This is a genomic window from Nostoc sp. UIC 10630 (assembly GCF_010747425.1).
GTDB lineage: Bacteria > Cyanobacteriota > Cyanobacteriia > Cyanobacteriales > Nostocaceae > Nostoc.
On record NZ_JAAGOG010000197.1, the window covers coordinates 1 to 14,220 of the forward strand.

12 protein-coding genes and 1 pseudogene are annotated in these 14,220 nt (G+C 41.4%); 8 read left to right on the top strand and 5 right to left on the bottom strand.

Features of this window, described 5'->3' with window-relative positions; translation table 11 throughout:
- Positions 1–562 precede the first annotated feature (562 nt).
- Both G1O98_RS40325 and G1O98_RS30870 read right to left on the bottom strand, forming a co-directional pair.
- Entirely contained in the window at positions 563–1,540 is a 978-nt protein-coding gene (locus G1O98_RS40325; RefSeq protein WP_163936334.1) for an aromatic ring-hydroxylating dioxygenase subunit alpha, read from the bottom strand.
- Positions 1,541–1,652: 112 nt separating this feature from the next.
- The gene (locus G1O98_RS30870) at positions 1,653–1,946 is read right to left on the bottom strand and encodes a hypothetical protein (protein ID WP_163936337.1); all 294 of its coding nucleotides are present in this window, start codon (positions 1,944–1,946) and stop codon (positions 1,653–1,655) included.
- Between the two features lie 277 nt (positions 1,947–2,223).
- On the opposite strand from G1O98_RS30870, the gene G1O98_RS30875 reads away from it, so the two are divergent.
- Entirely contained in the window at positions 2,224–2,997 is a 774-nt protein-coding gene (locus G1O98_RS30875; RefSeq protein WP_163936340.1) for a response regulator transcription factor RpaB, read from the top strand.
- A gap of 175 nt (positions 2,998–3,172) precedes the next feature.
- Here G1O98_RS30875 and G1O98_RS30880 read toward each other — a convergent pair whose 3' ends face one another.
- Positions 3,173–3,433, bottom strand: coding sequence for a hypothetical protein (locus tag G1O98_RS30880; RefSeq protein ID WP_163936345.1), 261 nt, complete (start codon positions 3,431–3,433; stop codon positions 3,173–3,175).
- 116 nt (positions 3,434–3,549) lie between these two features.
- Between G1O98_RS30880 and G1O98_RS30885 the strand changes: the two are divergent.
- From G1O98_RS30885 to G1O98_RS30910, 7 genes and pseudogenes are all read left to right on the top strand, one after another.
- Positions 3,550–3,725: pseudogene (locus tag G1O98_RS30885) on the top strand (winged helix-turn-helix domain-containing protein); the annotation flags it as partial.
- Positions 3,726–3,830: 105 nt separating this feature from the next.
- On the top strand, positions 3,831–6,749 hold the full coding sequence (locus tag G1O98_RS30890; protein WP_163936348.1) for a UvrD-helicase domain-containing protein: 2,919 nt from the start codon (positions 3,831–3,833) through the stop codon (positions 6,747–6,749).
- Between the two features lie 8 nt (positions 6,750–6,757).
- The gene (locus G1O98_RS30895; RefSeq protein ID WP_163936351.1) at positions 6,758–7,894 is read left to right on the top strand and encodes a glycosyltransferase; all 1,137 of its coding nucleotides are present in this window, start codon (positions 6,758–6,760) and stop codon (positions 7,892–7,894) included.
- A 77-nt stretch (positions 7,895–7,971) separates the two neighbouring features.
- Positions 7,972–8,127 carry a hypothetical protein gene (locus G1O98_RS30900; RefSeq protein ID WP_243458595.1) on the top strand — a complete coding sequence of 52 codons (156 nt, stop codon included), beginning with the start codon at positions 7,972–7,974 and terminating at the stop codon, positions 8,125–8,127.
- Between the two features lie 77 nt (positions 8,128–8,204).
- Positions 8,205–8,336: a hypothetical protein gene (locus G1O98_RS40925; protein ID WP_275941811.1), complete on the top strand. Its 132-nt coding sequence runs from the start codon at positions 8,205–8,207 to the stop codon at positions 8,334–8,336.
- A gap of 110 nt (positions 8,337–8,446) precedes the next feature.
- Positions 8,447–11,944: an ATP-binding protein gene (locus G1O98_RS30905; protein WP_163936354.1), complete on the top strand. Its 3,498-nt coding sequence runs from the start codon at positions 8,447–8,449 to the stop codon at positions 11,942–11,944.
- 358 nt (positions 11,945–12,302) lie between these two features.
- Positions 12,303–12,731 (top strand): response regulator, encoded by a 429-nt coding sequence (locus G1O98_RS30910; RefSeq protein ID WP_163936357.1) that lies wholly within the window; start codon positions 12,303–12,305, stop codon positions 12,729–12,731.
- A gap of 110 nt (positions 12,732–12,841) precedes the next feature.
- Here the strand turns inward: G1O98_RS30910 and G1O98_RS30915 are convergent, their stop codons facing one another.
- Together G1O98_RS30915 and G1O98_RS30920 are read right to left on the bottom strand one after the other, a co-directional pair.
- Positions 12,842–13,534: a GIY-YIG nuclease family protein gene (locus tag G1O98_RS30915; RefSeq protein WP_243458596.1), complete on the bottom strand. Its 693-nt coding sequence runs from the start codon at positions 13,532–13,534 to the stop codon at positions 12,842–12,844.
- Between the two features lie 171 nt (positions 13,535–13,705).
- A partial coding sequence (locus tag G1O98_RS30920; protein WP_243458597.1) for a transposase occupies positions 13,706–14,220 on the bottom strand: 515 nt, incomplete at its 5' end.

The following is a 14,220-nucleotide window of genomic DNA, read 5'->3' on the forward strand; positions in this document are numbered from 1 at the left end:
CGATTACTTTCATTGACTTTACGGCAGTCAGTGTTACTGCTGACTGCTTTTCTCTAGCCTTTTAGTCCAAAGTCCAGTATTACATCGCAGAGTGAGTTTCATGGGACATCTGATAAGTCAGCACAACAGTTTGTTGGGTTAGCGATAGAGGAACTTGAAATTTTACGTGATCGCATTTTGTCCCAACTGAAGTTAGGTAAGCAAGCTACTGGGTATAAAACTGCTCAGAAGGCTCTCAATCGTTTCATTATTGAACTAATCGGTTCAGTTTAGCCGTTTGGGGAATTCGCCAACGGTATCCGGCGGGCGGTTACGCCATCGCTCACTCCTAACTATAGACAGTCAAGCAACTTTCTTATAGGATATTAAATAATTAGGTATAAACTATTATCAGCACTGTACAGGATAACGTTAATTTCTGGGATTAGATACAAAATTTCACTTTATGCACGAATTAGCTGGCTAGCTCAAAGCCTTGTCTGACAAGTAATTTCACTTTATCTGCGAACCCACACAAACTCACAATATAAACAATGTCAGGGGAGCAAAGCATAACAAAGTTCTAAATGGTGCCGAAAGTAATACCCTGTTGTTTGAGCCACTGACGGTATGCAATAGAATAGCGATCGCTCGGTAAATGTACTTCTGCTTGCAAATTTAAAGGTAAGCGTCGGGGTTGCTGGGAATTGACAATAGCAATATCTTGACTAGCAACAAGATTTTGAATATTTAGATAGACTTCAACTGGAATTTCACGGGCGCTGTTTACCATTAACCAATATTGGGCCACGCACTCATCTTCATCGATTGGCGTAATTGTATAGAAGACATTTAGACGATGCTCTCCAGGCCCAAGTTTAAAGTATGCCACTAGCGGACGGAAGATACGGTAATGGTAAGTGTTGAAAATCATTGGCGCTTCTTTCGGATTAGCCGAACTAAAATCTAGTTCCCACAAACCACATTTGAAACTAATCTGATCTCCAAGAGACTCTAATTCATAATGCGTCAACTCAGGACGACTAGCGTGGGCGAATAATCCTGAATGCATAATTGGGAAGTGTGCCGGATCGATAAAATTTTCCAGCGTCCGCAGGGGGCTAGAGTGATAGTGGTAAGGGCCACAGAAAATTTTGCGATAAACCGGATCGTCCCACTCAGAAAATGGAGCTATATCTTGTTTTGGTGTTCCTAAACAAACCCAGAGCAAATCGTAACGCTCAAGAAGTTGGTAAGTTTTAACACAAGCTCGTGCGGGAGGCGATTGGTCTGGATTAGCTGGAGCGAGTATACATTGACCTTCGCTGTTAAAGGCTAAACCGTGGTACGAACATACAAGGGTCTGTTTATTGACATATCCCAAAGAAAGACGAGCGCCACGATGAGGGCAAAGGTCTTGCCAAGCTAGTACTTTGTCGCCATTATGCCAAAGTACTAAATCTAAGCCTAATAAACGCTTGTGCAGAACTGTTCCAGGTTGGAGGTCTTGCGAGCGGGCTATTACATGCCAATCATTCAGCAAAATCTGGTCTTGCACCATGACTATCGACACCCTTGAGGTCAAATACCTATATCTTAATCAGAGTGAACATGAAACTTGAACTTGATTTTGTCAGCGATCTGGTACACTGGGCGCTTGCTTTTCGCTACCATCAACTACAAAAATCATCTACCCGAATATCTCGCCAGACATCAGACACTTGCCAGCCGGAATTTCCCACAGATTGTACTGGAGGATTGTCAAGCAATGGAATATAGTCAGGAACTCTAGGCTCTGAAATCGCTACTGGTTTCTCCTCAACCTCAACCACAGGGGCAGTAGAATTGTCAGTATTAGCTTGAAGAAGTTGGTCTTCAGCCTCCTCGATTAATTTCATCTGTCTCAGCGTGAGCTTGTCTGATTTTTTGATGATTTTCTTAGTATGTATCTCATTAGAAGTATTCATTGGCTGTTCCCTCGAAGGCATTGGTTTAAAATTTGTCTGAGTAAAGTTGCGAGAAAATGGGTATAAATAATTTGCACGGAATTAACACTCTACTGCAAAAGTATGGGAAATACGAGTCCCAAATTGTAAGAATTTATTAATTATGTACAAATCTGTTTTCGGGTTGATGTTCCAGCATAATCTGTTGCACAGATGTAAGTATTAAGCGATCGCTTCTTCATCATGACTGTAGGTCAAGATTATTTTGCGTTTTTGACTCCTAATAAGCAGATAATGGATGGTTAAGAGTTCTCGCTGTGGAGGAACAGCGTTGAGAAACTTATCAGGTGAGAAAGGCACAATCTTAGTAGTAGATGACGAAGCCAGCATCCGCAGGATTTTACAGACGCGTCTAGAAATGATTGGCTACAGTGTAGTGACAGCTAGTGATGGTGAAGAAGCTTTGTCAGCTTTTCGCCTGTTGACCCCTGATTTGATAGTTCTAGATGTAATGATGGCAAAGCTAGATGGCTATGGTGTCTGTCAAGAATTACGAAAAGAGTCAGATGTACCAATTATCATGCTCACAGCTTTAGGAGATGTAGCAGACCGAATCACTGGGCTAGAACTCGGTGCTGATGACTACATGACAAAACCTTTCTCACCAAAAGAACTAGAAGCTCGAATTGCCTGTGTACTAAAGCGGCGCTCCCACAAAACCAGTATCAATACTATTCCTAACTCTGGGATAATTCATGTCGGCGACCTGAAAATCGATGCAAATAAGCGGCAAGTCCACAAAAATGAGCAACGCATTCGGTTGACAGGTATAGAATTTAGCTTATTGGAGTTGTTAGTGAATCATTCTGGAAGAGTTTTTTCAAGGGTTGAAATATTACAGCAATTGTGGGGCTTTGTACCAGAGATGAATACAGACACCCGTGTGGTAGATGTGCATATTTCACGATTGCGGACAAAGATAGAATCCGACCCCAACGATCCAGAATTTATTATCACAGCGAGAGGTAATGGTTATTTTTTCCCACGAATTATTGATTCAGAACATGATTGAAGAAGAAATTAGAAGTTAAAATGCTGAAAATTATAGAAACAACACTCAACCGACTTGTCATTAAGTCAGAAAGAAACAATTTTGATGCCAGTCATTGCAAACTTTGAATTTCACACACAATACAAGAATCTTCTTCTAGCGACTGACACCAATATTGCTGTTTGTGAAAGTAACTTCAATCTGCTCCTGGTGGCTCCTTAACAATTCCCAATCCTTTTTTGCTTTGTTTTAACTGTTTCCAAAGTAGTTTAATCTGTTTGTAAGCATCTTCTGGGTTCATCTTGCCATTGTTTTCTAAATTAGTGATGTAACCAGTTTTTTGAGCAAATTCTTGTAAATTAGCATTAAATGCTAGATATTCAGGTTTCACCTGACCGTAGTATCGACTACGAGGGAAAATAAAACCATTCTGATCATATTCATCAGGATTTTCCATCAACTTATAATCCTATCAACTATTTTTATCAAAAAAATTCAATCAATTTAAAAACTGGTATAGCGTAATTTGAACAGATTTATTTTTGATCTATTAATTCAATTATAGACGTAATTCTTTGCCAGTTTGTGCGGGGTTATAACCTAGAACAACATGCAGAGACTCGTGTGGTGAATGTGCATATCTCACGTTTGCGCTCGAAGTTAGAAGATGACCAGGAAGATCCAGAATATATACTCACACTTGAGGAAGTGGTTACTTTTTTCAACGAATTGCTCAACTAGAGCATTAATAATGAAGCTGCTACATAGTCTGTGTTAATTCTGATCTATCTGTGGGAAAACTAAAAGTAGGGGTTTAAGTTGCTGTAAGCAGTTGAGTAACAGTCACGTAGAGAATGGATAAAGATTCACAGATTGATAATGTTCAAAGTTTTGTAGAAGTAATTGGGGATAACGATAGCCTTTGGAATTTTTTGGTTGGAAGAGAAGTTATAAATTTTGAGGGAATACGAGGAAGAATTGTTTTATTGTGCGACAGAGGCAAAGGATCACAAATACGTGTGGATTTATCAATCACTGTAATAGACTCTGCTGGAGCTAGAGATTGTGTCAGATGCAAATTCTTCAGGATAGAAGAATTTCTTAGCGAATTCAATAAGATATATCCGCCTTTATATTATGAAGAAATAATTAAATTAATACAAGCAAAAAATCGAAAGATAGAAAGATACAAAACAGAAATACAAGAAGAGAGAAAACGGGAATTAGACAAACAGGAAGCAAAAAGAAGGGAAATAGTGAGAAGAAGGGTAGAAATGCAAACTTTATACAAGAGTCTAAAAGACCAGTTTGAGCAAGATTTTCTCAATGCTGATAACTTATATCAAACTAAATGTACTAAACGCATATCATTTCAAGAGTACCAAGCTGAAAAGTTAAGTTACGTACAATCATGGGTAAAAACTAACTTAAATACCTCACCTGACCTTGAGCAAGCAGCAGCAATTGGTACTGTGAAAGGTCATATACAAGTAGTGGCACGGGCTGGAAGTGGCAAAACTTCAACTTTGGTAAATCGAGCTTTATTTTTACAAAAACATTGTGGTATTGCACCCAATGAAATATTACTTTTAGCTTTCAATCGCAAGGCTGCGGAAGAAATACGAGAGCGCCTTACTCTACAATTACAAAACTCTGTTCCTCATGTAATGACTTTTCATGCATTAGCTTATGCTTTAGTTCATCCAGAAAAAAGCATTCTTTTCAATGAACCAGATGGACAACAGAACCAAGCCAAAGCTTTACAGACTGTAATTTATGAGTATCACTGCAAGCCAGATGTTTATGAAAAAATTCGCGTTTTGATGATGGCGCACTTTCGTGAAGACTGGGAGCGCATTGCTTGGGGTGGTTATGATAAAAGTACTGAAGAAATGTTACGTTACCGTCGCTCATTACCAAGAGAGGGGCTTGACGGAAACTACTACAAGTCTTTTGGTGAGAAAGTAATTGCAAATTTTTTCTTGGAACACAATATTCCATACAAATACGAGCGTAATTTTTGGTGGAATGACATTAATTATCGTCCTGATTTCACGATTGTTACTGGAGAAAATCAGGGGATAGTGATTGAATATTTTGGACTAAAAGGCGATCCAGATTACGATATAATGTCAGAACAAAAGCGAGAATATTGGCGAAATCATCCTAACTGGCATTTTGTGGAGTTATCCCCGACTACCCTCAGATTTGAAGGAGTAGAAGATTTTTGTGCTTTACTTAAACGATGTCTTGAAAATTATGGGATGAAGTGCCATCGCTTGACCGAAGACGAGATTTGGAAGAAAATTAAACTTAGAGTTATAGACCGTTTTACCAAAGTAGTAGAAGGATTTATCCAGCGTTGTCGCAAACTGTCTCTCACTTCAGAAAAATTAGCCTCTCTCGTTGATAATCATAAGTGTGCTAGTGATGTTGAGCAGGGTTTTTTGGAGCTTGCACAAAAGTTTTATCAGTCCTATTTGCAACAGCTTCAGGCAACAGGTGAGGAAGATTTTGATGGACTGATGCAAAAAGCTGCCGCAGTTATCGCATCGGGACAAACTGTATTTAGTCGCAAATCTGGCACTGGCGATCTAAGGTGTCTTCGATACATACTGATTGATGAATATCAAGATTTCTCAGAACTTTTTCACCATTTAATAGAAGCAATTCGACAACAAAATCCTCAAGCACAATTTTTCTGTGTTGGTGATGACTGGCAAGCAATTAATGGCTTTGCTGGTTCTGATCTTCGCTTTTACCAGAATTTCGCGCAGTTTTTCCAGCCTTCGCAAAAATTAAATATAGCCACTAATTACCGTTCAGCTACTTCAATTGTTGATATCGGTAATACATTGATGCATGGATTGGGTACTCCTGCACGCGCCCATAAAACCATATTTGGAACGGTTGAAATTGCTGATATGGGAGAATTTGATCCAACTCCCAAGGAGCAAGAAGAGCATCCAGGAGACAGTATAACGCCTGCTATATTGCGCTTAGTAGACAAGGCTATCAAGGATAGAAAAAATGTAGTTTTACTCAGCCGCAAGAATAGTTTACCTTGGTATGTAAATTATGGTAAAGGTAGATTAAAAGATAGCGTACTCGACAACTTCTTAAACTTGGTACGCTCCTATCTTCCTGAAGAATCAAGAAAGGCTGTAAGCATATCAACCGCTCACAAGTATAAAGGTCTTCAGAATGATGTAGTTATAATACTTGATGCTGTCCCTCGTTGTTACCCATTAATACACCCTGATTTAATGTTTAGCCGTGTTTTCGGTGATAGCATTGAGCAAGTAGTTGATCAGGAGCGTCGCCTTTTTTATGTTGCCTTAACTCGTGCAGTAGAGCATTTATTTATTGTCACAGAAACCAAAAATTTTTCTCCTTTTCTTGAAGAATTAAAAAGTAGGAAAAGGATTAGCTTACTTGATTGGTTAGATTATCCATCTTTCTTTGGAAGCATACAGCAAATTACTGTTAAAGTGGGTAATCAGGCTGGAAAAGGCCGAAACGGCACTTACGCAATTAAAGATTTACTCAATGCTGAAGGCTATATCTGGCAACCTAAAAAGGGGGCTTGGTATTGTACCTATCCTGCACAGGATTTTTCAATAAAAGGATATTTTAATAATGCTAAGTGGATTTATCATGCTTCTGGAATCGAACTACAGTTTTATGATGATTTAGAGAATATGCTGGCAAAGTATAATGTTGACTATGGAGAATATATTGCGTTAATTAATAATATTCCTGAAACCAATTGAGGCAAAGTTTGACTGCACCAAGCCGGAAACTGAAGATTACGATCCTAACAGTAGGTTCAAGAGGAGACTTGCAACCATACTGTGCTTTGGCTATTGGCTTGAAGCGTGCGGGGCATGAAGTAACCGTAGCAACACACGAAAACTTTGCATCTTTTGTGAGGAAGTTTGATTTAAAGTTTGCACCGATCGCTGGCAATATGGAAGAGTTTCTGCAATCGAAACAAGGGCAGCGATTGATTGCGGGAGAAAAGTTGAAAAAAGAAGAAGGAGATAAGCTTTTACTTCAACAGTTGGAATCAGCTTGGAGTGCGTGTGTTGGAAGTGAGGTAATTATCTACACGCCTTTAGCTACCTTTGGATATCACATCGCAGAGAAATTAGGCGTACCCTGCTTTTTTGCATCAGTTCTACCGTTGACTCCCACAGGGATGTTTGGGTTTTTGAGATTTGCTCAAATAACTAAAAACCCGCTAAAGAAATTAATCAACTATAGCAGCTACTTACTAGTAGAGTTTTTGCACTGGCAAAGATATCGTCCACTGCTCAATCACTTCAGAACAGAAACATTGAAATTGCCACCCTTGCCATATTTGGGCAGACGCTTCAGACGGAAGACTCCAGCAAATGTATCACGAATCCCTGTGTTGTACGGGTTTAGTTCGCACGTCATCCCAAGACCCCGTGACTGGCCGCATTGGGCGTATGTGACTGGTTTCTGGTTTATTGACCAAGCCTCCGAATACGAGCCACCTATCGAACTAGAGGATTTTCTTGGGCGAAAGCAATTACCTTTGTGTTTTGGGTTCGGCAGCATGACGATGCCCAATCCAGAATATCTCACACATTACATCGTAGAAGCCTTAAAGAAAACACATCAAGGCGGGATTATATTGTCAGGCTGGGGCGACGTTGGAAGAACGGTGAATATAAAAGATTCGCTACGAGTGTTTGTGATCAAGGAAGTTCCGCATGATTGGCTGTTTCCTCAAGTGCCAGCAGTAGTCCATCACGGAGGAGCTAGTACAACGGCAGCAGTGTTACGTGCAGGGACACCAAACCAATTCGCAATTACCAATTCGCAATTCGCAGTTAAAATTAGTCAGGGCTTGAAACCCAAAAAACTAGCCAATTATTCAATTAGATAAGTGCGTAGTTTAACTTGCGAATTGCGAATTGCGAATTGCGAATTGGTGTTAGCCCTGCGCCGATACCGTACAAGAAAGTGTCAGATAAAACTTTAGCAGCAGCGATTGAAATCGTACTGGGCGATGAGGTGATGCGGTGTAAAGCCCAGGAGTTAGGCCAGAAGATTAGAGATGAAGATGGTGTGGCGAATGCTGTTGAAGCATTCCATCGGCATTTGGGGTTGATTGGGTAAAAATTAATAATGTAACAAAAGGCATGACGCAGCGCTTGAAGGGCGAATGGGAACGATTGGTTCCCAAAATATGACTGATGGTGTTACAGCAATTGTGGCGTTTTGTACCAGAGGTTCATACAGATAGCCGTGTGGTAGATATGCATATCTCACGATTACGGAGAATTTTAACCCGATGTCTACCGGAAGAATATAGAACATCGCGTTAATATTAAGTAATATTCTTTAGAAATAGACTTGTTCTAATTTTCAAAGTTTTGAGTAGGGGAGAACATAGGCGGCTGTCCCTAGTCGAGGAGAGAAACACCTAAACAATCAGATGAAAGCAAGAATTTCTGACTCCATTGCTGACCATTTTCGAGGTGGGGAAATGGCAACCCGGATCAATCGTTTGGACTGGTCGCAAACGTCGTTAGGCAAGCTCGAGGCATGGTCACAGAGTCTCAAGTCAGTGGTCAAGACGCTGCTTGCTTCGAGCTATCCGATGATTCTAACTTGGGGCACAGATTTCATCCAAATTTACAACGATGCCTATTCGCAATTGATTGGCGAGAAACATCCCGCAGCGCTTGGGATTGATATTCGGATTACACTCGCCGAGGCATGGGACACGCTGGGGCCAATGATCGAAACGGTGATGTCAACGGGAGTGGCAAATCTGACACCAGCACTGCTCCTGTTGTTGGAACGTTCCGGCTACCGGGAAGAATCCTACTTTAGTGTTTCCCATGCTCCGGCAGAAGACGATTCTGGGCAGATTGTTGGGATGCTTGCGGTATGTAGTGAAGTGACACAGCAAGTATTGGGGGATCGGCGATTGCGGCTGCTACGCGATTTATCATCTAAAGCAGGCGCAAGCCAAAGCGTTGAAGCAACCTGCCTTGATGCGCTTTCCGTTATCGCATCCTCTCCAATGGATGTGCCGTTTGCACTGCTATATCTACGTGACTCCGATACTAAAAGGTTGATCTTACAAGGATGTGTGGGGATTCAAGCAGGGGAAGTCGTCAGTCCGAGAACAATTGAGCTAGAAACCAATGGCACAGATGTTTGGTCATTGGTGAAGGCGGCAAATGGAGAAACGATTCTAATTGAAGGCATCGATGAATATATCACAATTTTAGGGGGTGCCTTTAGTGAACCAGTGAAATCTGCGATCGCACTGCCGATCGCCTCATTTGGGCAAACCGCGACATTGGGTGTACTAGTAGCCGGGATTAGCCCTAGCCGTGAGCTAGATGAGGGATATCGCTCATTCTACGAATTGTTCGCAGGTCAGATATCGGTTTTAGTCCGCAATGCTCAGGCATACGAAGAAGAACGCCGACGCGCTGAAGCATTGGCAGAGCTAGATCGGGCGAAAACAGTGTTTTTTAACAATATCTCCCATGAGTTTCGCACACCTTTGACATTAATACTGGGCCCGTTAGAGGATGTTCTCAGTAGCAAAAACGGGTCAAAGATGACAAGTGAGGAACGTGAGCAATTGCAGCTAGTTCACCGAAACAGTTTGCGTTTGCTCAAGTTGGTCAACACACTATTAGACTTTTCGCGCATCGAAGCAAATCGGATTGAAGCAGTTTATGAACCTGTTGACCTTGCTGTATTTACAACTGAACTGGCCAGTGTCTTCCGCTCAACAATCGAACGGGCCGGTTTACGTCTAATAGTAGATTGCCCACCTTTACCAGAAGCGGTGTGTGTAGACCGTGAAATGTGGGAAAAGATTGTTTTGAATTTGCTCAGTAATGCTTTCAAATTCACGTTTATTGGACAAATCAGTGTAACCTTACGTTGGTACACAGAATATGTGGAACTGGAAGTCCAGGATACAGGTACAGGAATTCCAGCAGCAGAATTGCCCCATTTGTTCGAGCGTTTTTACCGTGTACAAGGGTCAAAGGGTCGCACTTATGAAGGCTCTGGGATTGGATTATCGCTAGTGCAGGATCTGATTCGACTTCATGGTGGCTCGGTTCGTGTGATCAGCAAATTAAATCAGGGAAGTTCTTTCATTGTTTCACTTCCTACTGGTACTGCTCATCTGCCCACTGAAAGCATTGTATCTGAGCATGATTTGCCGAACACTTCTTCAGTAACGGCTGCTTTTGTTGAGGAAGCATGGCGTTGGCTACCCCAAGCGGAGGGGGAGCAAGGGAGCAGGGGAGAAGGGGAGCAGGGGAGAACTTACAGCAGTTCCTCTCCTCTGCCCCCCAGCCCCTCTACCCCTCTGTCTAGTTCTGCTCGTATTTTGTTAGCTGATGACAACGCAGATATGCGCGATTATCTAAAGCACTTACTCCAAGGAGATTACGAAATAGAGGCAGTTACAGATGGAGTAGCTGCCTTAGCAGCAGCCCGCAGGCAGATACCGGATTTAGTACTGAGCGATATTATGATGCCGGGAATGGACGGGTTGCAATTGTTGCGCGAATTACGTTCTAACTCGTCCACTCGGGAAGTACCTATTATCTTGCTATCTGCTCGCGCTGGTGAAGAATCTCGTGTTGAAGGCTTAGAGATGGGTGCAGATGATTACTTGATCAAACCTTTTTCGGCGCGAGAACTGCTGGCACGGGTACGAACAAATTTAGAGTTGTCCCGACTGCGTAAAGATGCTTTAGCTCAACAAGCCGAACGAATTCGGGAGCAGGCAGCGCGAGTTGAGGCGGAGGCAGCCAATCGGATGAAAGATGAATTTCTGCAAGTACTTTCCCATGAGATTCGCACACCGCTCAATGGAATGCTTGGCTGGGTTAAAATGCTACGCCTTGGTAAATTAAATTCATCTGCAACTGTTCGGGCGCTAGAAACTATTGAGCGCAACGCTAATGCTCAAGCGAAATTAGTAGACGATTTGCTCGACGTTTCATGTATTATCCGAGGACAACTGCGCCTGGAAAAGCGTCCAGTTTCTCTAATCTCAGTGATTACTGAAGCTATCGAAACTGTAAAACCACAAGCTTCAGCTAAAGATATTACGATTAACTGTATGCTCGATCCGTGCGCTAGTTCTGTTTGTGGAGATGCTAGTCGTTTACAACAAGTAGTGTGGAATCTGCTGAGTAATGCAATTAAATTTACGCCTTCTGGAGGACAGGTAGAGGTTTGCCTGCAAGCTGTGGGTACAGACGCGCTCCTCCAGGTCAAAGATACGGGTAATGGTATTAAAGCTGACTTCTTGCCCTACATTTTTGAGCGTTTCCGTCAGGCAGATGCAAGTACAACCCGAAGCTATGGGGGACTAGGCTTAGGGCTAGCAATTGTCCGGCATTTAGTGGAAATGCATGGGGGAACAGTAGAGGCCGATAGTCCAGGGCTTGGGCTGGGAGCAACCTTTGGTGTGCGTTTACCTCTGATGAGCATCTCTTATATTTCTGAGGGTGCGGAATCAATTTCTGTAAACGATGAGAGTCAAATTTCACTCAACGGTTTACGAGTATTAGTTGTTGATGATGAAGCTGATGGACGTGAGCTTGTTGCTTTTATCTTGGAGCAACATGGTGCTTTGGTAAGTGAAGCAGCATCAGTAGCTCAAGCATTGTCAGCGTTAGAGTCGGGAATGCCACACATACTGATTTCGGATCTTGGTATGCCAGGGGAGGATGGCTACAGCTTTATTCGTCAAATCAGGGCTTTACCTGGAGAAAAAGGAGGTAAAATCCCAGCGATCGCCTTGAGTGCTTATGCGAAAGAAGAAGACCGGAGACGGGCGCTACTGACAGGCTTTCAAATGTATCTGTCCAAGCCATTTGATCCAGATGATTTAATAGTCATGGTTGCAAATTTGTCAGGTCGTTTTCTTCAGCAGACTTAACCCGGATTTCTCACCATACCTCGAATGGAGGAGTAATGAGTAGTGAGTAAAGTCTTCACTTATTACTTATTACTGAGTATTTCCTATTACTCATCATCAAACGCAAAGGAGCTTGTGAGAAATGCGGGTTTGAGAGATGCGGTGAGAAATCCGGGCATGGCATCGCACTGGCTCTGACCTTTGACAAGCTGGGTATTATCTGTGGTACTGTAACTGTATATGATCTAGGTGCAAACACAAAATAAGATACAATATTAATGTATTTTTAATAAGCAAGGCGTTAAATCCCTGCAAAAATAGTATTAAGATTTAGCTTTTGCGAGTTTAATTAGCATAAAAAGCTACTTATTCTCAAAAAATGGCAAAGCAGAGTGTTATTAAGCGTATATTAGTTTGTGACGATGTGGCTGATAATTCTTTTCTTCTAAAAACGATTTTACAAGCAGAAGATTGTTTGATTGAAATCGTTGATTCGGGTGCAGCAGTGCTAGCTTACCTTGAAACAGCCCCTAACCCACCTGACTTGCTAATATTAGATGTAGTGATGCCAAAAATGGATGGATTTGAAGTTGTTCGTTACCTCCGAGAATCGACGAAATTTCAATTTATTCCGATTTTGCTGGTGACAAATTTCGATGAAGATGATGCTGATAAAGCTCTTGATATAAAGATAGATGGGTTCATCAAAAAGCCGATTGACCCTGATCTAGTAACTGCTAAAGTTCAAGAAATTTTAGCTCGAAATTCCGAAAATTTTCCTAGTAATAATAACTTCATTCAGAGATGATGGTTATAAATGATCCGTTTGCAAGAGAGCATCTTGGACATATTTTATTAGTACATCCGGCTCAACTGGCTTTCGGATAACTGCCATGAATTTCACATCAAGTTGCTGATTTAAAAACGCCTCTCCATAGCAACTTGAGATAAGCTAATATTGTCCTTAAGAATGTCTATCTCTCCAGGAGAGAGTACTTTATCTTTCATTTGTTGTAGCTCATGTAGGGCAGCGTTAGCATCGGTAGCACCAAATTTGAAGTACTCAGTTAAACTACCAATGTGGTAATTGTAATTATGATAGCGGTGTTTAAAATATAGTTCTACATTACCCCTGTGTAGCCAAGTTCCAAGTATTTGAATAGCAACAGTTTTATACTGGGGCAGTAAATCTACTTTTATCTCTGCCAATCGCTGTTGGATAGGTCTGGCGGTAACTCCTATCTTGTACAAAGTGCCAATGTTAGTTTGGATCTCTAAAAAATATAAAGAGCAGGATAAAATGCGTTGAAGTTGAGCGCGATAAAGTGTTAAGTCAGTTAATCGATATAACTTATCTGCTGCATTTTTGTATAAGGCGTGTTTGGCTGCTAGCTCTAGTTTCAATAGCTTTTTGAGCAACAGAGGTTCTTGCACTTCGTTGAATAAACTGAATTCTAACGCCCCAACAGGAATTTTCCCTAAGTTAGTAAATTCATAAGCTGGAGGGGTTAAATACACGTTTTTTTGGAACATTCCAGCTTTGAGAAGGCTTGGATTGACTAAACCAGGGCTGATAGGATAATTGATTGAGCCATATTCTTTCCACAGCAATTTTAACTGTGCTAAATCTTTACGCGATAGGTAAATATTGAAATTATCATACAGTGGTAAAATCGGGAAATCACGGTTAGCTACAGGCAGACAGGTCGCTGAAGAATGTGCAAAATGATGTTGCTTGACTTTACCTTTTTTAGCACTAAGAAAACCTAAAAGGCTTGTGATTTAAGCACTCTGTAATTGTTTGCGTAATTCTTGCCGGGGTTTGGTCAATCTGGGGTAAGCTTTGGGGCGGCGTTTAATAACTCGTGGTTCAGTGCGTGCGGGACGGTCAGGAACTTCTTTGTGAACGATAATTTTTAGCAAAGTGCGATAAAGTCTAAGCCGTTTTTTAGAGTCAGCAACCTCGAATTTGGGAATAAAATTAATTAAATGATGGCGAGTACCTTGTAGCGATAAACGACTTGGAGGGGTATTATAAGTAGTCCCAGCCTGCCACATCAAGCTCCGAAGTAAATTGTAAGCAAGTAAATAAACATGAATTTCTTTGCGTACCATTGAAGGGGTTTTACATCGCAAAACATCCATACCTAGAGTAGTTTTCAAATGTCTTAAATCTAGTTCAACTTGCCACCGTTGATAGTAGATTTGAACTATTTTTAACCCTCTTGTGTCACTATGGCGGTAGTATAATAATGTACAAAACCTAGAACGAAGACACAGAGCATGGTAGAGCCTCG

Excerpts from the sequence above, each read along its gene's own strand:
- G1O98_RS40325 (WP_163936334.1), bottom strand. The coding sequence starts at position 1,540 with ATGGTGCAAGACCAGATTTTGCTGAATGATTGGCATGTAATAGCCCGC.
- G1O98_RS30905 (WP_163936354.1), top strand. The coding sequence starts at position 8,447 with ATGAAAGCAAGAATTTCTGACTCCATTGCTGACCATTTTCGAGGTGGG.
- G1O98_RS30910 (WP_163936357.1), top strand. The coding sequence starts at position 12,303 with ATGGCAAAGCAGAGTGTTATTAAGCGTATATTAGTTTGTGACGATGTG.
- G1O98_RS30890 (WP_163936348.1), top strand. The coding sequence starts at position 3,831 with ATGGATAAAGATTCACAGATTGATAATGTTCAAAGTTTTGTAGAAGTA.
- G1O98_RS30875 (WP_163936340.1), top strand. The coding sequence starts at position 2,224 with ATGGTTAAGAGTTCTCGCTGTGGAGGAACAGCGTTGAGAAACTTATCA.
- G1O98_RS40925 (WP_275941811.1), top strand. The coding sequence starts at position 8,205 with ATGGTGTTACAGCAATTGTGGCGTTTTGTACCAGAGGTTCATACAGAT.
- G1O98_RS30880 (WP_163936345.1), bottom strand. The coding sequence starts at position 3,433 with ATGGAAAATCCTGATGAATATGATCAGAATGGTTTTATTTTCCCTCGT.
- G1O98_RS30870 (WP_163936337.1), bottom strand. The coding sequence starts at position 1,946 with ATGAATACTTCTAATGAGATACATACTAAGAAAATCATCAAAAAATCA.